The following is a 23,906-nucleotide window of genomic DNA, read 5'->3' on the forward strand; positions in this document are numbered from 1 at the left end:
TATTAATGAAATTTTAAATATTTATTTAGTAATAAGTTTTATTTATTGTAATGACTTTAGACTATAATTATTACAAATTATTTATGGGTAAGTTGTCTAATTTTGATAGAAAATGCAGCAAATATTAATGTTGTAATTGGGCTTAACCAATTAAAAATAGCAAACCAAAAATACTCTGCAACACCAACACCAAGAACGCCACTTTGATAAGCGCCACAAGTGTTCCAAGGAATTAAAACAGAAGTTACTGTACCAGAGTCTTCTAGTGTACGACTTAAATTTTCTGGTGCTAAATTTTTGTCTTGATATGCTTTTTTAAACATTTTACCAGGAATTACAATTGCTAGGTATTGGTCTGAAGCAATTGCATTTAAACCTAAACAACTAAAGACAGTACTTGCAAAAAGACCAAATACGGTTGTTGCTATTTTTAAAAGCTCGTTAGTAATTCTGGCTAAAGCACCAATTGCATCCATAATACCACCAAATACCATTGCGCAACAGATTAATAAAATGGTCCATATCATACCATTCATTCCTCCAGATGAGAATAGTTCGTTAAGTTTTTCGTTATCTGTAGCGATTTGAGTATCTGTTAAAATAGAATTAAAAATTGCAGCAAATTTAGAATTTGATAAACTTGTTAAAATTTCAGGTTGAAAAATAAAAGCAAATATTGCAGCAAGAACAACTCCTGTTAATAATGCAATAAGAGGTTTGGTTTTCATTAAAATTAAAGCAATAACTACTACAGGAACAATAAATAGAAGCGGAGTAATATTAAATGTATTATTTATACTTGACAAAAGATTGCTTATATCTGCATTACCAGTTGTGTCTATAGTTGCGCTTAAAATAGAAAATATAATAATTGTCACTAATACAGTAGGTACTGTAGTAAAAGACATATATCTTATGTGTGTAAATAAATCTGTGCCAGCCATAGCAGGAGCAAGGTTTGTAGTATCGCTTAAAGGCGACATTTTATCTCCAAAATAAGCTCCAGAAATTACAGCGCCAGCAATCATTCCTGTTGGTATACCTAACGCACTACCTATACCAATTAAAGCAATACCTACTGTAGCAGAAGTTGTCCAAGAACTACCTGTAGCAATTGAAATTATAGCAGCAATAATTACAGAAGCTGGCAAGAAAATTTCTGGGCTTAAAACTTGTAAACCATAATATACCATAGCAGGTATAATGCCGCTTACTAGCCATGTTCCTGCTAAAGCACCAACTAAAAATAAGATAAGAATAGGTACAAAAACACTTTTTAAGTTTTCCCAGATTTCTTTTACCATTAAGTTAAAAGATACCTTGTTAAATACACCTACTATAGCAGCAATGCCACCACCAATTAGTAATATAATTTGGTTGGTATAAGCACCAAACCATTCTTGATCATCAACAAAAAAGATATTGTAAGCAAGAAATGCCATTAGGCAGATTACTGGTATTAAGGCTTCTAAAAGGTTTAGTTCTTTATTTTTTACAATTCTTTGCTCGTTAATTTCAATATCAGAAAGGTTGTTGTCTTGCATGTTTAGTTAGTTTTCAATTGTAATGTTACGATTTTAGACAGAGCTATGCAAATTGAAATTATCTTTTAGGTTAACTTAACAGATCTGTTAAAACGATATTTAAAACTTAAGTTTTAAGTATAGGTATTAATAGATTGATAAATGTTATTTTTAAAAATTTAAGTGATAAAACTAGTCTTTAAACTATTATAATTTAGCTATTTATAAAGATTAGTTTTATCACTTTAGTTATAGTTGTATCTAATTAGTATTACAGTATACCAACTTCTTTCATACATTGATTCATCATATTGTATGTACGCTCTATATCGGCATCTAATCCAATAGAAAATCTAATTAATCCATCACTTAAACCCATTTCTTCTTGTTCGTCTTCAGGTATTTCAGAAGATGTAGAAGTTCCTGGAGCAGAAAATAAGGTTTTATAAAATCCTAAACTAACCGCTAAATAACCTAAGTTTTTTTCTTGCATTAATTCCATTAAAGCATTAGCCTTATCTAAGCTACCAACGTCTATGGTAAGCATGCCTCCAAAACCATACTGTTTGTTCATCATATTTTTAAATAATTGATGAGAAGGATGAGATGTTAATCCAGGATATACAGTTTTTAGCCCTAATTTTTCAAATTTTTCTGCTAAGTAACTAGCATTATGACTATGTTGTTGCATGCGTATATGCAGTGTGCGTAAGTTTTTTAAAATAGAAGAAGCGCGTAAACTATCCATTGTACTACCTAGTAGCATACAAGCACCATCGTTAACACTTCTTAATTCGTTAATAAAGTCTTGTGTGCCGCAAACAACACCTCCAACAGTATCACTAGACCCATTAATAAATTTAGTTAAACTATGTATTACAACATCTGCTCCTAATTTTGCAGGTGAAATGGATAAAGGCGAAAACGTATTGTCTACTACTAATTTTAAATTATGTTTTTTTGCAAGATTAGCTAGCCCTTCTATGTCTGCTACTTCTAATAAAGGGTTACTAACACTTTCACAATACAAAACTTTGGTATTTTTTGTAATTGCGGCTTCAACAATATCTAATTTTGTTATATCAACAAAAGATGTTGTAATGCTTAATCTAGGAGCAAAATTTTTTAAAAAAGCATAAGTACCACCATAAATAGTTCTGCTAGAAACCACATGGTCACCAGCTCCACAAAGTTGCATAATTACAGGTGTAATTGCACCCATTCCAGAAGCTGTTACATTTGCAGTTTCTGTACCTTCCATAGCGGCTAAAGCTTCACCTAAATATAAATTGGAAGGAGAAGAATGGCGTGAGTATAAATAACAACCATCTGCGTTACCTTCAAAGGTGTCAAACATGGTTTTAGCTGATAAAAAAGTATAAGTTGAAGAGTCTGAAATAGAAGGGTTTACACCTCCAAATTCTCCAAAATACTGTAAGTCCTGAATATTATTTGCTGGTTTAAAAGACATGGTTTTAAGTTTTATTACATCAAAATTGATAAATACTAGAATTTAAAACAATATTGTTAATGTATTTTAGAAAATTAAACTGAATTTTAATAATTTTACAGAAAATTAGTATTGTGTTTTAAATATAATAATTTGTTTTACAGAAAATTTTTCAACTATGGTATTTGACGATATTGACAAAAAATTACTTCAACTTTTACAAAACGACAGTAAACAAACCAATAAAGCTTTAGCAAACCAATTAAACTTATCTGTTACAGCAGTTTTTGAGCGTATAAAAAAATTAGAAAACCAAGGTGTTATAAGTAAATATGTAGTCTTAGTAAATAAAGAGAAAATAGATAAGTCTTTTGTTACTTTTTGCCACATAAAACTAATACAACATATGCAAGAATATGTAATTCAGTTTGAAAAAGAAGTAAATAAACTAACCGAAGTTATAGAGTGTTATCATATAAGCGGAGATTATGATTATCTTTTAAAAGTAGCAGTAAAAGATATGGAAGAGTTTAGAAAATTTATGGTAGAAAAATTAACCAATATAAAACATATTGGTAGCACACATAGTATGTTTGTTATCAGTGAAGTAAAACATACTACAGCAATTTCGGTTTAAATAAAAATAATTATATTGTGGTGTAAATGTTAGCTATTATCCCTTATGAAATACTCTAAAATTAAAGAGCTTTATAGCACAATTTTTGATTCTTACGCAAAACCTTCTTTAGAAACTCACATAAAGAAAATTATAGAATTAGATCAGTTTTTACCCTACAGTTCTACTTTTTTTTGCGTTACAAACACACAAGATTTAACTTTTGAATATGTAAGTAAAAATTTTACTAGCTGTTTGGGGCTAGATGATAACGATTTAAAGATTAAAGGTATGCGTTATTTTTGGAGCCGTATTCATCCAGATGATGTCGAAATATGGCTTTCTGCCATGCATCATTTAATGGACTTTACCTTAACCGAAATACCTATTAAACAAAGAAATAAAGCAAATTATACTTGGAATTATCGCTTTAAAAACGAAAAAGGAACCTATGTAAATATAGTGCAAAACACAACACCTTTAGATTTTGATAATGAAATGAAACCCATTATAGGTTTAGCACATTATACCGTTTTAGATCCTAAAATAAATATGCAAATAACAGCAACAGCAAAGCTTTTAAATGATCAAAATGAATATGAAACAGTGTATTTTAATAATTTTTCTCAAAAATTATTAAAAGAAGGAATTTCTAATAGAGAACGTGATATTATTAGGCTTTTAGTATTAGATAAAACAAGTAAAGAAATTTCAGAAAGTCTAAATATAAGTTCTCACACAGTAGATACACACAGAAGAAATATCTTGAAAAAATTAAAACTTTCATCTACAGGAGAACTAGTAGCAATGATTAAATTAAATAATATAATTTAAAAAATACTCAAATTGAGTATTGCACAAACTTTAAGATATACTCAATTTTACAATGCTATTAATCAATAAATATAAGCCTGTTTTAAATCAGATATAGAACTCTTGTTTGATTTAACAATGGGCTTTTTTTAGGTTATAGAGTTTCTTCTAAAGCTTAGACAAATTATTCAAAATTATACTTAGAGGTTTACATTCAAAATCGTATTTTTGTATTAGTTTTTAATAAAATTAATTTCCGCAAAAGCGAAAAATCAACACATATGAGTCAATACGATGTAGCAATTATAGGTTCTGGACCTGGTGGATACGTAGCCGCAATACGTTGTGCACAATTAGGTATGAAAACCGCAATAATCGAAAAATATTCAACTTTAGGAGGTACTTGTCTTAACGTAGGATGTATACCAAGTAAAGCGTTATTAAGCTCTTCTCATCATTATGAAGAGGCAACAAAACACTTTGAAGATCATGGTATCGAAATTCCTGGAGAAGTTAAAGTAAATCTAGAAAAAATGATTGCGCGTAAGCAATCTGTAGTAGATCAAACTACTGGTGGAATTGACTTTTTAATGAAGAAAAACAAAATTGATGTTTATCAAGGTGTTGGAAGCTTTAAAGATGCAACCCACATAACTATTAAAGGAGAAAAAGAAGAAGAAATTGAAGCTAAAAACACTATTATAGCTACAGGCTCTAAACCTTCTAGCTTACCATTTATAAACATTGACAAAGAAAGAATTATTACTTCTACAGAAGCTTTAAAACTTAAAGAAGTGCCTAAACACCTAATTATTATTGGTGGTGGCGTTATCGGTTTAGAGCTTGGACAAGTTTACAGACGTCTTGGTGCAGAAGTAACAGTTGTAGAGTATATGGATCGTATCCTTCCAACTATGGATGCAGGATTATCTAAAGAACTTAATAAAGTTTTTAAGAAAGCAAAATGCAACATGATGGTGTCTCACAAAGTACAATCTGTAGAGCGTAACGGAGATGAAGTTGTTGTAAAAGCAGAAAATAAAAAAGGTGAAGTTGTAGAGTTTAAAGGCGATTATTGTTTAGTGTCTGTTGGTCGTCGTCCTTATACAGACGGACTTAACGCCGAAGCTGCAGGAGTAAAACTTAACGATAGAGGACAAGTTGAAGTAAACGAACATTTACAAACATCTGCAAGTAACATTTACGCAATAGGAGATGTTATAAAAGGAGCAATGTTAGCGCATAAAGCTGAAGAAGAAGGTGTTTTTGTTGCCGAAACTTTAGCTGGACAAAAACCACATATTGACTATAACTTAATTCCTGGTGTAGTTTACACTTGGCCAGAAGTTGCAGCAGTAGGTAAAACAGAAGATGAACTTAAAGAAGCAGGAACTAAATACAAAGTAGGACAATTCCCGTTTAGAGCTTTAGGTCGTGCAAGAGCATCTGGAGACATCGATGGATTTGTAAAAATCCTTGCAGATGAAACTACAGACGAAGTACTTGGTGTACATATGATTGGTGCACGTTGTGCAGATTTAATTGCAGAAGCAGTAACTGCTATGGAATTTAGAGCATCTGCCGAAGATATATCGCGCATGTCTCATGCGCATCCAACTTTTGCAGAAGCTGTAAAAGAAGCTGCTTTAGCAGCAACAGAAGATAGAGCTTTACATGTATAGTAAAACACTAAAAAGACTATTTATATAAAATTAAAGCGAGCTTTTTAGCTCGCTTTTTTTAATTAAAAATGTATGAATTAACTAACATTAACAACGCCAGCCTTATTATTTTCAGCAATATCCTTAATCATGCTGGCGTACACTAACAGATTTTTAGCTTATGCGTCTGTTGTAAGAAACTTAAAATAAAAGTTTTTACAACAACAAGACGAAGCACTTTTACTTCAAATTAATAACTTAAGAAAACGGTTATACTTAACAAGATCTATGCAGATTTTTGGTATTTCTAGTTTGTTACTTTGTGTACTAACTATGTTTTTGGTTTACATAGAACAAAATGATATAGCCGTTTGGGTTTTTGGAGTTGCATTGTTGTTATTAATCTTATCCTTAGGTTTTTTGATAAGAGAAATTAAAATTTCAGTAGATGCGCTAAATCATCATTTAACTGATATAGAAAATCATTTATCAGATAAAAAGTAGAGGTTAAAAACGTTCTAATTTAGTGATAACATCTTTTTTGTAACTTCTGCTAATAGTTAAACACTTACCGTTTACAATCATTTCTTCATTGGTAAACGACTCAATACTTGCTAAGTTTACAATGTATGATCGGTGTATTCTTAAAAAATCTTTTTGTGGAAGTTTAGCTTCAATTGCACTAATAGTTTCTCGGGTAATGATAGATTGATCTTTTAGATGAATTTTTAGATAATCACTCAAACTTTCTATAAAAATAATGTCTTTAAACGTAATTTTTAACATACGTCTATCTGAACGAACAAAAATAAAATCGTTAGTTTCTGAAGGTTGTGATTGTGTTTCAATTTGTTGCGTATTAACTTCAAAATATCTATTTATAGCTTGCAACAATCTTTCAAAAGAAATAGGTTTTAATAAATAATCTACAGCTTGAAGATTAAAACCTTCTACTGCATAATCACGATAGGCAGTAGTAAATATTATTTTAATGTTCTTATTTATTGATTTTGCAAATGCAATTCCAGAAATTTCAGGCATATTAATATCTAAAAAAATAAGATCTACTGCATTGTTATTTATAAAATTAAATGCTTCAATAGCATTTTTGCATTGTGCGATAACTTCAATATTTTCTATTCTAGATAAGTGCGATGCTATGATCTCTCTAGCCACATTTTCGTCATCAACAATTATACAAGAAATAGGATTACTCATTAGTTAGTTTAGATTTAATATTTAGCTGTAAGTTAACTGTAAATTTAGATGGTTCTTGAAAAATATCTAATTGATATTGATTTGGATATAACAATTCTAAACGTTTTTTAATGTTTTGTAAACCAATACCTTCATTTTGGTTTTTCTTGTTTAAACTACTATTAGAAATTTTAAAAATAATGATTTCTGAAGTTGTTTTTATAGATAAATCTATGTGCAAAACACCATTTTTTAAAGTCCCATGTTTAAAACTGTTTTCAACAAAAGGAATAAAAAGCATCGGCGCTATACTTATAGATTTTGTATGTATATCTTTAGAAAACGACACATTTAAAGTTTCATTAAATCGCATTTTTTCAAGACTTATATAATCTTCTATATGATTAATTTCTTCTTCTAAACTCACAAACGGTTTATCAACTTGATATAATAAATAATCAAGAAGATTAGATAGTTTTAAGATCATGTTTGGTGTGTCATCAGCCTTTTTTAAAGCAGCGCCATACATTGTATTTAGTGTGTTAAACAAAAAATGTGGATGAATCTGCATTTTTAAATAATTAAGCTCTTGCTCTTTTAGTTTTAGCTGAGTTTCTAAAATTTTAGATTCTAATAAAGCTGTTTTTTTGTTCGATTTTAAGTTTAGCTGTAATAGTTTAAATGCACTTACCAAGATAACGACAAGATATACGCTAGAGGTTACTAAAATGATGTTTCTGGTAATTGGATTCATTTGATCAAATTCAAAATTTGATAAATAAATCAAACTAAAAAATATGGACAGCATAATTAAATACAACGAAATAATTAAAGTGTAAACACTATATACCGTAAACGCTGTATATCGTTTTGTTATTAAATAATCAGGTATTAATTTGTAAATAGATACATAAGTAGTCGCTATAGTAGTTGGCATTAAAAACGTGCTAAACATTAAAGTATCTTTAAAATGTTTACTTCCAGCACTAAAAAAATAAGTAAAAAATAAAAGCACAACAGACCAAAATAGTATGTGTTTAGTGGCTTTAAAAAGTAATAATTTGATTAATTTTTGAGTTTTCAATGCTTAAAAAAATATATACAATATTACAATTTTTAATTTTTGAGTTTTAATTTTGTAGACCAATAACCAATTTAGCAAGTGATTTGACATGTTGTTAAATCGATATCTAATTAGGTTGTTTATCGCATTTTGTAAAAGCCTAAGCTATTTAAAAATAAGTTTGTAACAGGTTTAATCAAAAAATGAAATTATGACTTTACTAACTATTTTAAATCAACAATTTTTAGTTGCCAATCTTTTTTATGAAGGCGGACCGCTTTTTATGTCTTTAATACTATTGGCATTATTAACTTCGCTATTCTTTATCATTAAAGGTTTTATCGCATTAAAATCAAACAAAGAGCAAACTTTTAAAATGCTAAAACTAGCTATTGATGCTAGTTTGCTAGCTTTAGTTTTAGGTTTTTTAGGTTCTGTTTTAGGACTTATTCAGGCATTTGATAGTGTAGAAGCAATGGGTAATCCAGATCCATCTATATTTGCTGGCGGATTAAAAATATCTTTGTTAACTGCAACTTTTGGATTGTTTTCTTTTGTTGTAACTAGAATAGGAATATTTATTTTAAGGCTTGCAAATAAGTAAAGCTAAAAAGCCAATCTTTACGATTGGCTTTTTTTATTTTTTCTTATTACGCTTATTATAATTTTTATCACCTCGTGTTTTAGGTTTTTTATATTTTTTTGCGATTTCACGTTTGTAACTTCCACCTAAATTAACCTTTTTATTTTTTTCTTTTTTCTCATGAAAAGCAGGTCCTGGTGCATCTTCGTCAAGTCTTCGTTTTGTAGGATTGTAACGCTCTTTTATCACTTCGCGTTCTTCAGGAATTAATTCTTCAGAAATTGAAACTGTTTCAGGTATTTCAACTAAATTAATTTCCATTTGCATTAATTTCTCAATGCGTTCTAACGCGTCTTGTTCTTTTTCTGTAGAAAATACTAAAGCATGTCCTTCGCGTTCTGCACGACCAGTTCTACCAATACGATGCATGTAGTTTTCTGGATATTCAGGCGTATCAAAGTTTACAACATGGCTAATATTATCAATATCTAAACCACGCGCCATAACATCTGTTGCAACTAAAATTCGGTTAACACCTTCTCTAAATTGCTCAATACTACGAAGTCTGTAATTTTGCGTTTTGTTAGAGTGAATGACACATAATTCTTCTTTAAAAAATTCATCTAAATCTTCAAAAAGCCGATCTGCCATACGTTTATTAGATACAAAAACTAAGACTTTGTTGTACTGTTCTTCGTCTTTTAAAAGTTCGATTAAAAGATTCTTTTTTGTGTGATAATTTGGGACGCTGTATTTAGTTTGTTCTATATTTTCTAAAGGCGTACCAGAAACTGCAATCGAAACACGTTCTGGAGCGATAAAAAAGTCGGTAATTAAGTCGTCTACATCTTCCGTCATTGTTGCAGAAAACATAATGTTTTGTCTACGTTCTGGAAGTATATCAAAAATGTTGATTAATTGATGTCTAAACCCTAAATCTAACATCACATCAACTTCGTCTATCACTAATTTTTGGATAGATTTAAGCTGTAACGCTCTACTAACCGCTAAATCGTATAATCTTCCTGGTGTAGCAACAATAATATCTAAACCTTGTGCTACAGCTTGTTTTTGGGTATTTATGTTTGTGCCACCATAAACACCAAGCACGCGTACATTGATGTATTTGGCTAGTTTTTCTATATCATCAACCACTTGTACTACAAGTTCTCTGGTTGGAACTAAAATTAAAACACGAGGATTATCCTGTCTTGAAAATTTTAAATTTCTTAAGATAGGCAACATGTAGGCGTAGGTTTTACCAGTTCCTGTTTGGGCAATTCCTACCACATCTTTACCACTTGCAACAATACTAAAAGCTTCTGCTTGTATTGGCGTAGGCGACGTAAAGCCTAAATCGTCAATAGCATTGTATAATGGTGTGTTTAATTTTAAATCTTGAAAAGTCACAGCTATAATTTAGGCTACAAAACTACTACTTATATTTTGTTTATTCTAAATGCTGGTTATGTATTTGTATGCTGTAGCTAGCTGTAAATGTTTTATTTGCTGCTAATTTAATAATACCTTCCTTTTTTGTGATATCTTGGTTGGTGTTTTCATGATCCGCAATGCCCAACCAAGGTTCTATACACACGTAAGGTGCATTTGGTTTTGCCCAAATCCCTAAATATTTAAAATCAGGAAAACTAACATTTAAAATTTCTCCGTGGTTTTTACTTACTAAAGCTACTTTTCTAGAGCTTAAATCTTTAAAAATTAAAGCATCTTCATTAAATAAATCTGGTTTTAAATTAATGGTATTTTTGGTATTGAAAACTGGTTTTGTCTGGTCTGTAACAAGACCGTTATCCATATTTAGTAAGTAACTTTTTGCAGTTTCAGGATGTTCAAATTCTAAATGATAATCAGTGTAATTCTCTTCATCATAAAAAGGACATTTAAACGCAGGATGACCACCAATTGAAAAATACATATTAGAATCGTTTAGATTTTTAACTGTATGAGTTAAGGTTAATGTGTTATCTGTAAGGGTATATTTTAATAAAAGTTCAAAATCAAACGGAAACCATTTGCTTATCTGTTTGTTTTGTTTCAAGCTAAACGTTAAGCTATTTTCGGTTTGTTCTAAAAGTTTAATATCTTCATTATGTCTAACAAAACCGTGCTTTGGCATATGATAGGTTTTCTCATTAAAAACATAACTATCGTCTTTCATCGATCCAATTATTGGAAATAAATTTGGTGCGTAACTAGCCCAAACTTTTGGATCTGCATGCCACATAAATTGGCGGTTATTTTTAACTGAAGAAATCTCACAAAGCTCAGCACCTTTAGCTTTTACTTTGATGTTTAATAAGTCGTTTGATAATTGAAACATAATAATGGTTTTAAACTACTGTCAAATTAATCGTTTTTTTCTTAAATCTGCTTAACTTTACACTTCAATTTTTTTATTTGAGAACACATAAAACATATAAAGTTGCTAATGTCCAACAGTTTAAACAACATTTGTTAAACTGGAGCAACCAATTTGAAGATATTATTTGGTTAGACAGTAATAATTACAAACAGCAGTATTCTAATTACGATGCGGTTTTGGCAGTAGATGCATTTACTAGTTTACAAACCGATTTTCATCAAGCTTTTGATAAACTAAAAGATTACCAAACTACGACTAACGATTGGATTTTTGGGTATTTATCTTACGATTTAAAAAATGATATTGAGCCTCTAAAATCAGAAAATTTTGACGGATTACATTTTCCAGATTTGTATTTTTTTCAACCTAAAAAACTATTTTTTTTAAAAGGAAATTCGGTTGAATTACACTACTTAAAAATGGTTGATGATGAAATGGACACTGATTTTGAAACTATATCAAATTTTGAAAATGTAGAACAACCTTCATATAAATCACCAATTAAAATTCATCTTCGTATTCATAAAGATGAATATTTTGAAAAGCTAGAAAAAATGTTAGCTCACATACATCGTGGTGATATTTACGAAGCTAATTTTTGTCAAGAATTTTATGCTGAAAATACAACGATAAATCCGTTAGAGATTTACAATAAGTTAAACGCTATTTCTACGCCACCATTTGCTACATTTTTAAAGCAAAATGACAAGTATTTATTAAGTGCTTCACCAGAACGTTACTTAAAAAAAGAAGGTCAAAAGGTAATATCTCAACCTATAAAAGGGACAGCAAAACGTGATGAAGATTTTATGATAGATAGCTTGCTTAAACACGATTTGGTAGCTAACCCAAAAGAGCGTAGTGAGAATATTATGATTGTAGATTTAGTACGTAACGATCTGTCTTTAACTGCCAAAAAAGGAAGTGTAAAAGTAGAAGAATTATGTAAAGTGTATACTTTTGAGCAAGTGCATCAAATGATATCTACAGTCACGTCTCAAGTTAGGGAAGATGTACATCCTGTAGATGTGATTAAAACCACTTTCCCTATGGGAAGTATGACTGGTGCACCAAAAATTTCGGCAATGAAAATTATCGAAGATTTAGAGGCTACAAAACGTGGATTATATTCTGGTGCTGTTGGTTATTTTTCGCCAGAAGGCGATTTCGATTTTAATGTAGTGATAAGAAGCATTTTATACAATCAATCTAAAAAGTACGTAAGCTACTCGGTTGGTGGCGCAATTACAGCAAAAAGTGATCCGACACAAGAGTATGAAGAATGCTTGATTAAAGCCAAAGCTATGCGAACAGTTTTGGAGGATTAATAATATTTTAATATTACTTTTATAGTATGCTAAAAGCTTTCAAAAATCACATAAAACAAAACCTTCCTTTTTTAAAAGAAAGTAAGCTGTTAATTGCTATTTCTGGCGGCGTAGATTCGGTGGTTTTAACGCATTTGTGTAAAGAGGCGAAGTTGGAATTTGCTTTGGCACATTGTAATTTCAATTTAAGAGGAAATGAAAGTGACGCCGATGAGAGTTTTGTTTTAGAGCTTGCAGAAGATTTAGATGTTGAAGTATTTATCCAAAATTTTGATACCGAAAGTTTTGCAAAAAACGAAAAACTATCCATACAATTAGCCGCAAGACAACTACGTTACGATTGGTTTTTTGAACTATCAGAACAATTAGAATTCGATTACATTTTAACTGCGCATCACGCAGATGATAATTTAGAAACGTTTCTAATCAACTTATCACGTGGTACAGGTTTAGAAGGTCTAAAAGGTATTCCTGAAGTTAATGAAACTATCGTTAGACCGTTGTTGTCTTTTTCAAGAGAAGACATTGAAGATTATGCAAAAAAACACCATTTAAAATGGCGAGAAGATAGCAGCAATGCTTCTACAAAATACTTGCGTAATAAGTTGCGTCATGATATAATTCCTGTTTTAAAAGACATAAATCCAGATGTTTTAACAAACTTTCAAAACACATTGGCGCATTTAAATGATAGTTCAACTATCGTTGAAGATGCTGTAGATTCCTTTTTAAATAAAGCGATTGTATCTATTGATGACAGCCAAATTTCATATAAAATTTCAGAATTTGAAGCATTAAATAATCCAAAAGCTTATCTATTTGAAGTCTTTAAAGATTATGGTTTTACACAATGGAAAGACATTAAAAATTTACTAACTGCACAAAGCGGAAAGTTGGTGTTTTCTAAAACGCATCAGCTATTAAAAGATAGAGATTATTTGATTTTAAGTGAATTGTCTTCAAAAGAAAACAATGAAACAGTTACCATTCTTGAAGATCAAAACGAAATAAAATTACCAAACGGAATTTTATGTATAGAGTCAGTCGAAGAAATAGGTAAAACAGATAAATCCACCATTTATATTGATAAAAAAACGTTAAAGTATCCTTTAACTGTAAGACATTGGGAAAAAGGTGACTATTTTTACCCATTAGGAATGCAAGGAAAAAAGAAACTTAGTAAGTTTTTTAAAGACGAAAAATTATCTTTGCTAGACAAACAAAAAACCTTGCTATTGTGTAGTGATCACCAAGTGGTTTGGGTGATAAATCACAGAGCAGATAATAGGTTTAAACTAACTAAACAAACCCAAGACATTTTAAAAATTAAATATCAAAAATGAAGCATTTATTAGCTTTTTTAATTGTACTGTTTTCAATTCAAACTGTTTTTTCTCAAATAGAACCTGTAAAATGGTCTACAGAAGTCGAAAAAATTAGTGATACAGAATATAATCTGATTTACAAAGCAGATATAGAAGATCATTGGCATTTATATTCTCAAACTTTACCGGAAGGAGGCGCAATTCCTACCGAGTTTATCTATAATGAAGATGCTTTAAAAAATGATTTTAAATTAGTAGGTAAAGCTATAGAAAGCGAGAGTATTACTAAGTTTGATAAAGTATTTCAAATGGATTTGACTTATTTTGATAATGCAGCAACTTTTACTCAAAAAATCGAATTAAATGACTCAAATATATCACAAATTGAAGCCGAAATTAGTTACCAAGCTTGTGATGATGCCAGATGTATTTTTGAAAGTGAAATCGTTACTTTTCCTTTAAAAGAAGGTCAATCTCAAGTTTTTGAACCCGTAAAATGGAGTTCGGAAATTAAAAAATTAAGCGATTCAGAATATCAACTAATTTATACGGCAGATTTAGATGAAAAATGGCACATTTATTCTCAAAAAAATACAAGTTTAGATGGACCAATTGCTACAGAATTCACTTTTAATGATATTAATAAAGATTACGAATTAGTAGGAAAAGTTGAAGAATCTAAAAGCGTTACTAAATATGAAAATGCTTTTAAGATGGATGTAACTTATTTTGAAAACAAGGCGATTTTTACTCAAAAAATTAAAGTTCTAAACCCTGCTTTAAATAAAATAGAAGCTGAAGTATTGTTCCAAGCTTGTGATGATACTAAATGCTTAGCACCAACAAGCTTCGAATTTATTAATAATTTAGATGGAACAGAAGCTTTAATAGAAACCACAAAAATTGATGCTGAAAATTTAGAAAAATCAAGACAATTAGATTTAAATATTACCGGTTGGGACAATTACAAACAAGAAGAAGTTAAAGAAAAAACTAACTTTGGTATTTTCATTCTTGGTTTTATTGGCGGTTTAATAGTATTATTAACACCTTGTGTGTTCCCGATGATTCCCTTAACGGTTTCATTCTTCACAAAAAGTGCAGAAAACAGTCAAAAAGGTATTGCAAATGCAATATTATACGGGTTTTTCATCCTTTTAATTTATGTGCTTTTAAGTTTACCATTTCACTTTTTAGACTCTTTAGATCCAGAAATTTTAAATACTATTTCAACCAATGTATGGCTTAATATTATCTTCTTTTTAATCTTAGGCTTTTTTGCGTTTTCATTTTTTGGTTTTTACGAAATCACATTACCAGCATCTTGGGGAAATAAAATGGACGAAAAATCATCAAGTATAGGTGGTTTTATAGGTATATTTTTTATGGCTTTAACCTTAGCAATTGTTTCGTTTTCTTGTACGGGACCAATTTTAGGTTCATTATTAGCAGGATCATTAACAAGTGATGGTGGCGCAATGCAATTAACAGCTGGTATGTCTGGTTTTGGTTTAGCATTAGCATTACCGTTTACCTTGTTTGCAATGTTCCCAAAATGGTTAAACGCTTTACCAAAATCTGGTGGTTGGCTAAATAGCGTTAAAGTAGTTTTAGGATTTTTAGAACTAGCTATGGCGTTTAAATTTTTATCAAATGCAGATTTAGTGTCACATTGGGGACTTTTAAAACGTGAAATTTTCTTAGGAATATGGATAATTTTAGGTATTGGGTTGTTCCTTTATTTAATAGGAAAAATCAAATTTCCGCATGATAGTCCATTAAAAAAGTTAAGCTTTTTAAGGATTAGTACAGCTGTTTTAGTCATCTCATTTGTTATTTATATAGCACCAGGAATATTAAAAAATCCAACATGGGACTTAACAGCGTTAAGTGGTTTTCCGCCACCAATTTCATATAGTATTTATGAAAAAGATTCAGAATGTCCTTTAGGTTTAGATTGTTATAAAGATTTAGACGAAGGTATTGCTGCAGCAAAAGCTGCAAACAAACCAATAATGTTAGACTTTACAGGTTGGGCTTGTGTAAATTGTCGTAAAATGGAAGAACAAGTATGGAGTCAGAGTAAAATCTATAAAATACTTAAAGAAGAGTATATTATTATTTCATTATACGTAGATGATCGTAAAGAACTGCCAAAAGAAGAGCAATTTAAATACGTAAAACCTAACGGAAATTTAAAAAATATTAGAACGATAGGCGATAAATGGGCGACCTTACAAACGCTAAACTTTCAAAATAACTCACAACCATTTTATGTGTTGTTAAATCATAATATGGAATTGTTAAATCACACAACTGCGTACACACCAAACGCAGACGAGTATTTTGAATGGCTCCAAAAAGGCGTTGAAAACTTCAAGAAATAAAAAAACTAATCCTGCAAATGCAGGATTTTTTTTTAGTTTAATTTTGTGACATAAATAAATAAGAATGAAAACAATCCAAGGTCAAATAGTAGACATACAAAATAGAACAATTTTTAGCGGAAGTATTTTAGTAGAAAACGGTAAGATTAAAGCTGTTAAAAAAGAAGAACATGATGTAAAACACTACATTTTACCTGGTTTTGTAGATGCACATATTCATATAGAAAGCTCCATGTTAGTACCAAGCGAGTTTGCCAAAATAGCCGTAAAACATGGTACGGTTGCAACTGTTAGTGATCCGCATGAAATCGCCAATGTGTTAGGCGTAAAAGGTGTCGAGTTTATGATTGAAAACGGTAAGCAAACACCATTTAAATTCAATTTTGGAGCACCAAGTTGTGTGCCTGCAACCACTTTTGAATCTGCTGGAGCTGTTATAAATTCTGATGATATAAAAACCTTAATGGCAAATCCAGACATTAAATATTTAGCCGAAATGATGAATTATCCTGGCGTTTTATTTGATGATTCTGAAGTTTTAAAAAAGATAGAATGGGCAAAACATTATAACAAACCTATTGATGGTCATGCGCCAGGTTTACGTGGTGAAGATTTAACCAAATACATTAATGCAGGAATAACAACCGATCACGAGTGTTTTACCTACGAAGAAGGCTTAGAAAAATTGCAAAAAGGAATGAAAGTCCTTATTCGTGAAGGTAGCGCAGCCAAAAACTTCGAAGCGCTTATAGATTTACTTCCAAAGCATTATCAAAACATCATGTTTTGTAGTGACGATAAACATCCAGACGATTTATTGTTGCACCATATAAATAAATTATGCGCTAGAGCAGTAGCAAAAGGTAACGATGTATTTAATGTCTTACAAGCAGCGTGTATAAATCCTGTAAAGCATTATAATTTAGACGTTGGATTATTAAATGAAGGTGACACTGCAGATTTTATTGTAGTTGAAGATTTAAAAGCATTTAAAACATTACAAACCTTTATTAATGGCGAATTAGTTTTTGATAACGGTACATCTTTAATGCCTCATATTAATTTTGAAAACCTTAATAATTTCAACACAGAGAAAAAGCAGGTTTCCGATTTTAAAGTTGAAAGTCAAGCAAAAAGCATAAGAGTAATTGAAGCTTTAGATGGCGAGTTAGTGACTAACCAAATCTTGGCAGAAGCAACAATAGAACACGGAAATTTAGTCTCTAATACCCAAACAGATATTTTAAAAATGACGGTTGTTAATCGTTATAAAAATGATACGCCAGCAATAGCATTTATTAAAAATTTTGGATTAAAAGAAGGCGCTATCGCAAGTTCTGTTGGTCACGATTCTCATAATATTATTGCTGTTGGCGTAGATGAAGAAGCGATTTGTAAAGCAGTAAACTTAATTATTGAAAATAAAGGTGGTATTTGCGCAGTCTCTAACACAAAACAAGATGTTGTACCTTTACCAGTTGCAGGAATTATGAGCGACCAAAATGCAGAAACTATTGGTAAAGCCTATGCCAAATTGGACCAAATGGCAAAAGATTTTGGCGCCACTTTACACGCGCCTTATATGACGTTATCGTTTATGGCATTGTTAGTTATACCTGCTTTAAAATTAAGTGATAAAGGCTTGTTTGATGGTGGTAAGTTTGAGTTTACAAGTGTAGAAGCCTAATGCCAATCCTAAACACAACATACAAACCTAATTTATTTTTACTTTATTAGATACTAATCTATTATTGGAAATTTAAAAATAATAAAAAAATGCTTTTCATGACAGCTAAACCAAAATATTTAAGAAGTTATAAAGACTACCTAATAGTTTTATTATCAATTATTTCACCAAATTTAAAACTTATCATTAATTTTGAGTTTAAAAATTTCTTTCAACTTATAATCGTCATTATTTTAATGATTGTAGTAGGTCTTATTACGACATCTATATTAGCTTTGTTGCTTAATTATATAGTAGATTGGTTTAATGATAATTCAAAAACAGAGTTTCCAACAGAATCAAAAAAAGAAAGGTTACAAAGAATCTTGAATTATTTCTTGATTGTATCAATTATCAATATTTTTATATATATCATATCAGGTAATTCAATTATGGACTTTATATTTTAAAATATTCATCTAATTATTTTTTTCGATTTTTCATTAATTTTTATTATGAATACAGTAAAAGTAATTATTGTTGATTAACTTTTAGTAAAATATTTTGAAACTTGTTTATGCCAATCCTAAACACAACATACAAACCCAATTTACTATTCCGTAACGGTCACATTGCTACGATTTATTCTGGTTTATGGCGTAGGGTAAAAGGTGTCAATCAAAAACGCGAGCGTATTGTTTTACCAGATCAAGATTTTTTAGATTTAGATTGGAGTTTTTCAACTAAAAAAACGAATCAACTACTAATTGTTTTACATGGTTTGGAAGGTAACGGTAATAGGCATTACGTACTTGGGTCGGCTAAAATAGCTAATCAAAATAATATGGATGCTGTATGTGTTAATTTTAGAGGCTGTAGTGGCGAAGTCAACAAAAGTTTTCAGTCGTATCATTCTGGTAAAACAGACGATTTAGCAGACGTTATTAAACACCTTACAACACATTATCACTACAATACAATTTACTTAAACGGATTTAGTTTAGGAGGAAACGTTATTTTAAAATATTTAGGTGAAACGGAAGATATACCAAAGCAAATTAAAGCAGCAGTAGCAGTTTCGGTACCAGTTTATTTAAAAGGTTCTTTACAACGATTGATGGCTTTAGATAATAAAATGTATTCCATTAAATTTTTAAGAGATTTAAAGCAAAAACTGAAAGAAAAACAAGTTTTATATCCAGAAAAAATTTCAAATTCCATAATAAAGTCGGTAAAGACCTTAAAAGATTTTGACGATGCTTATACTTCAAAAGCACACGGTTTTAAAGATGCTTACGATTATTATGAGAAATCTAGTAGTCTTCAGTTTTTAAATCAAATTTCAGTACCAACGTTAATAATTAATGCGCTAAACGATTCGTTTTTATCAAAAGAATGCTACCCAATAGAAGAAGCCAAAAACAATCCAAATCTATTTTTAGAACTACCAAAATATGGCGGTCACGTTGGGTTTCATCATAAAAACAATATTTATTATACAGAATCTAGAATGATTTCATTTTTAAATCAAATTTCTAATTCATTTTAAAGTTTAAATGCGTCAGGAAATCCTTCGATTGTAATATTCCAAAGTAATGGAAGTATAAAGTACACAAACAAGGTTAATAAAATGATTGATACTAAATTCATCACAAAACCTTTTTTTACCATATCTGGTATACGTAAATAACCAGATCCAAAAACTACAGCATTTGGTGGCGTAGCTACTGGTAGCATAAAAGCACAAGACGCAGCAACAGCAGCGCCAACCATTAAAATAAACGGATGAATATCTATTGAAATAGCCATAGGAGCCAACACCGGTAATAGCATAGCTGTAGTTGCTAAATTGGATGTGATTTCGGTTAAAAAATTAACCGCAGCAATTAATAACAACAGTAAAATGATTGTGGTTACACCTGCAAAAGTGGTCATTTGTTCTCCGATCCATTTTGCTAATCCCGTGGTTTCAAAACCTTTTGCTAAAGCCATTCCGCCACCAAAAAGTAAAATAATTCCCCAAGGAATTTTCACCGCATCATCCCAATTCATCAATTTTGTTCCTTGTTTTTTAGAAGGCAACAAAAACAATACGATAGCAAAAGAAATAGCTATAATAGTATCATCTAACGCTGGCAATATATTTTTAAATAAAAACGAACGCGTAATCCAGAAAAAAGCGGTTAAACCAAAAATAAAAGCAACCAATTTTTCTTCGTAACTAATTTTGCCTAAAGCTTTTAATTGACGGTTAACTTCGGCTTTTCCTCCAGAAAATTCTTTCTTTTCAAATGTAAAAGCAACTTCGGTTAGGTATTTCCAACAGATAAATAATAATATAATTGAAATAGGAAACCCAAACATAAACCATTGTAAAAAGGTGATTTCGTAATTATAAATATCCGAAACAACACCAGCTAACACTAAATTTGGTGGCGTACCAATTAATGTCGCAATGCCACCAATAGAAGCGCTGTAGGCAATTGCTAACATTAAGGCTTTACCAAAGGTTAAGTTTTCGTCTTCAGGTGTGTTTGGGTTATCCTTTAGTTGTAAAATGATTGCCACACCAATAGGAAGCATCATCACCGAGGTAGCGGTATTGCTAATCCACATGGATAAAAACGCGGTAGCTAGCATAAACCCAAGGATAATTCGTTTTAAATTAAACCCAATTATTTTAATGATATTTAAGGCAATACGTTTGTGAAGATTCCATTTTTCAATAGCAATCGCGATTATAAAACCGCCTAAATATAAAGACACAAATTTATGTCCAAATGCACTAGTGGTATCACTTAAATTAAGTCCTCCAGACAATGGGAAAAGTGCAATTGGTAATAAGGCAGTTACCGCAATTGGTATTGCTTCTGTAATCCACCAAATAGCAATCCAAGCAGTAGCAGCTAGTACAGCGCGACCTTCTGTAGATAAACCTTCTGGTTTAAAAAACAATAGTAAGAGTACAAAAACGATAGGTCCTAAAACCAATCCAATTTTTTGAGTGTTTTTCATTTACATTGAATTGAATAAAACGAAAGTACAGAATTTATTATTTATAAATAATCTCGATTTAAAACTATATTAAAAATGACAATTCATTCAAAATTTATATATTAACACTCTAAACCAATCATTTATGCTCAAAAAAGTATTTGGAAGTGCCGTTTTTGGTGTCGAAGCAACAACTGTAACCGTAGAAGTTAATGTAGATACCGGTATAGGTTATCATCTTGTTGGACTGCCCGACAATGCTATAAAAGAAAGCAATTATCGTATTGCAGCTGCGTTACAAAATAACGGATATAAAATCCCAGGAAAGAAAATTATAATTAACATGTCTCCAGCAGATTTACGTAAAGAAGGCTCTGCTTATGATTTGACGTTGGCAATCGGTATTTTAGCAGCATCTAAACAGATTAAAGCCGAAGATTTAGACCGTTATTTAATCATGGGCGAATTATCTTTAGACGGAAATTTACAACCTATAAAAGGTGCATTGCCTATTGCAATTAAGGCTAGGGAAGAAGGTTACAAAGGGTTTATTTTACCTATTCAAAATGCAAAAGAAGCAGCAATAGTCAATGATTTAGAGGTTTTTGGTGTAGAAAATATTAAAGAAGTAATTAACTTTTTTGATAAAGGTGAAGCATTGCAACAAGTTAAAATTGATACTAGAAAAGAATTTGAAAAAAATCTAGACTTCCCAGAGTTTGATTTTGCAGACGTTAAAGGACAAGAAAGCATTAAGCGTTGTATGGAAATTGCAGCAGCTGGCGGACATAACATTATTTTAATTGGTCCACCAGGCGCAGGAAAAACTATGTTAGCCAAGCGTTTGCCAAGCATTTTGCCACCAATGACTTTACACGAAGCTTTAGAAACTACAAAAATACACAGTGTCGTTGGTCGTGTAAAAGACACTGGATTAATGTCGCAAAGACCATTTAGAAGTCCGCATCATACGATTTCAAATGTCGCTTTAGTTGGTGGCGGAAGCTATCCACAACCAGGAGAAATTTCTTTAAGTCATAATGGAGTGTTGTTTTTAGACGAGTTGCCAGAATTTAAAAGAGAAGTTTTAGAAGTAATGCGTCAACCTTTGGAGGATAGAGAAGTAACCATTTCTCGTGCGAAATTCACGGTGACTTATCCATCGTCGTTTATGTTGGTAGCAAGTATGAATCCAAGTCCTGGCGGCTATTTTAACGATCCAGATGCGCCAGTAACTTCTAGTCCAGCTGAAATGCAACGGTATTTAAGCAAAATTTCTGGTCCGTTGTTGGATAGGATAGATATTCATATTGAAGTTACGCCAGTTCCTTTTGAAAAATTGTCGGATGATCAAATAGCAGAAAGTTCTGTAGATATTAGAAAGCGAGTAACTAAAGCTAGAGAAATCCAGACAAAACGTTTCAAAGATTTTGAGAATGTACATTACAATGCGCAGATGTCTACCAAACAAATACGTAAATATTGTAAGTTGGACGATGCTTCACTTCAGCTTTTAAAAACAGCAATGGAGCGATTAAATCTTTCGGCTAGAGCTTATGACAGAATTTTAAAAGTGGCTAGAACTATTGCAGATTTAGAGCAAAGCGAAACCGTTTTGGGTAATCATATAAGCGAAGCGATTCAATACAGAAGTTTAGATCGCGATGGTTGGTTGGGTTAATCAAAAAATCAAATATTTTTTTTTACTAATTTTTATTAGGTAAATGAATTATTAATCAAACTAATTTTAACCAAATGCCAAAACCACAAGGAATAATCTCTGCTCAAGAAGCACAGACATTAAACGACAACTGGACAAACTTGAGAGCTAAAGCTAATGAAGCAGCTGTAGGACAACCAGACAATAGATCATCATGGTACTCTTTAGATGATATGCAAAACTTTTTAGACTATATAAAAGAAAATAGCGATAACGTTAATGGCGTTCGTTTTTATTTAGGTGTAGAAATTACTAAAGAAGACTTAAAAGGAATGACAACTATTTTTATGGTTCCTACAGAAGAAAAGGACGGTAAAAACATTGATATTGAAGGTGCGGAAGGCATGGATAGAGGCTTAAGAGGCGATCCGCCACCTGCTAATTATCCTCAATAATTAATGGATTCTTTTATATATTTTATAAAATCTAATTACGATTTACTTTTTAAATGTGCAGAAGTTTTAGCAGCTATTATTGGTATATTTTTATTTAAAAAATATAAAAATGATAATGCTGCTAAGCTTTTTATTTATTTTTTAATTTACGTTAATGTTGTTGAAACGATAGGATCTTATACAAACATTCTAAGAGGTTATCCTGATGACAACTGGATTAAATTAGCTTTTAAAAATACAATTTTTAATCAAAACTATTGGTGGTATACATTAATGTGGGATATAGGAGCATCGATATTTTTATCTTTTTATTTTTTTAAAATATTAAAAACAAATTTCTTCAAAAAAGTTGTCAAGTACTTTAGTGTAATTTTAATATTATATCAAATTATACTATTTATTTACAAGTTTGACCTATTAATTAACAGTAGTATTTTAAATATTACAATGCTTCATATGATTTTGGTAGTCGTATTAACTTCACTTTATTTTATAGAGTTAATTAATAGCGATTCAATTATTAAATTTTATAAATCATTACCCTTTTATGTAGCAACTGCAACCTTAATATTTACAATAATACAGACACCAATCTATTTTTTTGAAAGCTACTATAATACAAATGATGAAAGTTTTATAGCACTACAAAGAACGATTAACGTATTTTCTATTATACTAATGTATTTTACTTTTGGTTATGGTCTTATTAAATCAGAGCCAGATACAACTACTTAAAATAATTAAGTAGTAAACTAATAAGCATTAAATTGCTGTAATGATTATACTAAATTTTTTTTATTAC

General features: G+C 30.6%; 20 protein-coding genes and 1 pseudogene. 14 read left to right on the forward strand and 7 right to left on the reverse strand.

Annotation, left to right across the window (positions count from 1 at the left end; all coding sequences use genetic code 11):
• Positions 1 to 77: 77 nt before the first annotated feature.
• Positions 78 to 1,544 (reverse strand): Na+/H+ antiporter NhaC, encoded by a 1,467-nt coding sequence (gene nhaC, locus WA340_RS09970; RefSeq protein WP_336128836.1) that lies wholly within the window; start codon positions 1,542 to 1,544, stop codon positions 78 to 80.
• Positions 1,545 to 1,794: 250 nt separating this feature from the next.
• Entirely contained in the window at positions 1,795 to 2,994 is a 1,200-nt protein-coding gene (locus WA340_RS09975; RefSeq protein ID WP_223076894.1) for an aminotransferase class I/II-fold pyridoxal phosphate-dependent enzyme, read from the reverse strand.
• Between the two features lie 157 nt (positions 2,995 to 3,151).
• Between WA340_RS09975 and WA340_RS09980 the strand changes: the two genes are divergently transcribed.
• The 4 genes and pseudogenes from WA340_RS09980 to WA340_RS09995 form a co-directional block, all read left to right on the forward strand.
• Positions 3,152 to 3,610, forward strand: coding sequence for an Lrp/AsnC family transcriptional regulator (locus tag WA340_RS09980; RefSeq protein WP_106678104.1), 459 nt, complete (start codon positions 3,152 to 3,154; stop codon positions 3,608 to 3,610).
• A gap of 45 nt (positions 3,611 to 3,655) precedes the next feature.
• The gene (locus WA340_RS09985; protein WP_027878818.1) at positions 3,656 to 4,423 is read left to right on the forward strand and encodes a LuxR C-terminal-related transcriptional regulator; all 768 of its coding nucleotides are present in this window, start codon (positions 3,656 to 3,658) and stop codon (positions 4,421 to 4,423) included.
• Between the two features lie 260 nt (positions 4,424 to 4,683).
• Positions 4,684 to 6,084, forward strand: coding sequence for a dihydrolipoyl dehydrogenase (gene lpdA / locus WA340_RS09990; RefSeq protein ID WP_336128840.1), 1,401 nt, complete (start codon positions 4,684 to 4,686; stop codon positions 6,082 to 6,084).
• 99 nt (positions 6,085 to 6,183) lie between these two features.
• Positions 6,184 to 6,567, forward strand: a pseudogene (locus WA340_RS09995) (DUF2721 domain-containing protein); the annotation flags it as partial.
• Positions 6,568 to 6,570: 3 nt separating this feature from the next.
• Here WA340_RS09995 and WA340_RS10000 read toward each other — a convergent pair.
• Entirely contained in the window at positions 6,571 to 7,281 is a 711-nt protein-coding gene (locus tag WA340_RS10000; protein ID WP_336128841.1) for a LytR/AlgR family response regulator transcription factor, read from the reverse strand.
• A complete protein-coding gene (locus WA340_RS10005; RefSeq protein WP_336128842.1) occupies positions 7,274 to 8,344 on the reverse strand; it encodes a sensor histidine kinase in 1,071 nt (356 codons plus the stop codon). The genes WA340_RS10000 and WA340_RS10005 overlap by 8 nt, the downstream gene beginning before the upstream one ends.
• Positions 8,345 to 8,534: 190 nt before the next feature.
• Between WA340_RS10005 and WA340_RS10010 the strand changes: the two genes are divergently transcribed.
• Positions 8,535 to 8,927, forward strand: a complete 393-nt coding sequence (locus WA340_RS10010; protein WP_027878823.1) for a MotA/TolQ/ExbB proton channel family protein — start codon at positions 8,535 to 8,537, stop codon at positions 8,925 to 8,927.
• A gap of 33 nt (positions 8,928 to 8,960) precedes the next feature.
• On the opposite strand, the gene WA340_RS10015 is transcribed toward WA340_RS10010, so the two are convergent.
• Together WA340_RS10015 and WA340_RS10020 are read right to left on the reverse strand one after the other, a co-directional pair.
• Entirely contained in the window at positions 8,961 to 10,316 is a 1,356-nt protein-coding gene (locus WA340_RS10015) for a DEAD/DEAH box helicase (protein WP_336128843.1), read from the reverse strand.
• A gap of 40 nt (positions 10,317 to 10,356) precedes the next feature.
• The gene (locus WA340_RS10020) at positions 10,357 to 11,247 is read right to left on the reverse strand and encodes an aldose 1-epimerase family protein (RefSeq protein ID WP_336128844.1); all 891 of its coding nucleotides are present in this window, start codon (positions 11,245 to 11,247) and stop codon (positions 10,357 to 10,359) included.
• A 77-nt stretch (positions 11,248 to 11,324) separates the two neighbouring features.
• Between WA340_RS10020 and pabB the strand changes: the two genes are divergently transcribed.
• The 6 genes from pabB to WA340_RS10050 all read left to right on the forward strand — a co-directional run bounded on the left by pabB (position 11,325) and on the right by WA340_RS10050 (position 19,544).
• Positions 11,325 to 12,617, forward strand: a complete 1,293-nt coding sequence (pabB, locus tag WA340_RS10025) for an aminodeoxychorismate synthase component I (RefSeq protein ID WP_106678092.1) — start codon at positions 11,325 to 11,327, stop codon at positions 12,615 to 12,617.
• Positions 12,618 to 12,643: 26 nt separating this feature from the next.
• Positions 12,644 to 13,960 (forward strand): tRNA lysidine(34) synthetase TilS, encoded by a 1,317-nt coding sequence (tilS, locus tag WA340_RS10030; RefSeq protein WP_336128845.1) that lies wholly within the window; start codon positions 12,644 to 12,646, stop codon positions 13,958 to 13,960.
• Positions 13,957 to 16,329, forward strand: a complete 2,373-nt coding sequence (locus tag WA340_RS10035) for a protein-disulfide reductase DsbD family protein (RefSeq protein WP_336128846.1) — start codon at positions 13,957 to 13,959, stop codon at positions 16,327 to 16,329. The genes tilS and WA340_RS10035 overlap by 4 nt, the downstream gene beginning before the upstream one ends.
• A gap of 64 nt (positions 16,330 to 16,393) precedes the next feature.
• Positions 16,394 to 18,016, forward strand: coding sequence for an adenine deaminase (gene ade, locus WA340_RS10040; RefSeq protein ID WP_336128847.1), 1,623 nt, complete (start codon positions 16,394 to 16,396; stop codon positions 18,014 to 18,016).
• A gap of 98 nt (positions 18,017 to 18,114) precedes the next feature.
• Complete coding sequence (locus WA340_RS10045) at positions 18,115 to 18,465, forward strand: hypothetical protein (protein WP_336128848.1); 351 nt, start codon at positions 18,115 to 18,117, stop codon at positions 18,463 to 18,465.
• Positions 18,466 to 18,572: 107 nt separating this feature from the next.
• Entirely contained in the window at positions 18,573 to 19,544 is a 972-nt protein-coding gene (locus tag WA340_RS10050; RefSeq protein ID WP_336128850.1) for a YheT family hydrolase, read from the forward strand.
• Here the strand turns inward: WA340_RS10050 and WA340_RS10055 are convergent.
• Positions 19,541 to 21,010: an SLC13 family permease gene (locus tag WA340_RS10055; RefSeq protein ID WP_336128851.1), complete on the reverse strand. Its 1,470-nt coding sequence runs from the start codon at positions 21,008 to 21,010 to the stop codon at positions 19,541 to 19,543. The two genes, WA340_RS10050 and WA340_RS10055, sit on opposite strands and share 4 nt — an antisense overlap.
• Before the next feature lie 124 nt (positions 21,011 to 21,134).
• Here WA340_RS10055 and WA340_RS10060 point away from each other — a divergent pair, with 124 nt between their 5' ends.
• The 3 genes from WA340_RS10060 to WA340_RS10070 all read left to right on the forward strand — a co-directional run bounded on the left by WA340_RS10060 (position 21,135) and on the right by WA340_RS10070 (position 23,839).
• Positions 21,135 to 22,670 carry a YifB family Mg chelatase-like AAA ATPase gene (locus tag WA340_RS10060; RefSeq protein ID WP_336128853.1) on the forward strand — a complete coding sequence of 512 codons (1,536 nt, stop codon included), beginning with the start codon at positions 21,135 to 21,137 and terminating at the stop codon, positions 22,668 to 22,670.
• Between the two features lie 74 nt (positions 22,671 to 22,744).
• A complete protein-coding gene (locus WA340_RS10065) occupies positions 22,745 to 23,104 on the forward strand; it encodes a hypothetical protein (protein ID WP_336128854.1) in 360 nt (119 codons plus the stop codon).
• Positions 23,105 to 23,107: 3 nt separating this feature from the next.
• Positions 23,108 to 23,839, forward strand: a complete 732-nt coding sequence (locus WA340_RS10070; RefSeq protein WP_336128856.1) for a hypothetical protein — start codon at positions 23,108 to 23,110, stop codon at positions 23,837 to 23,839.
• Positions 23,840 to 23,906 lie beyond the last annotated feature (67 nt).

Source organism: Mesoflavibacter sp. CH_XMU1422-2, from assembly GCF_037029245.1.
GTDB lineage: Bacteria > Bacteroidota > Bacteroidia > Flavobacteriales > Flavobacteriaceae > Mesoflavibacter > Mesoflavibacter zeaxanthinifaciens.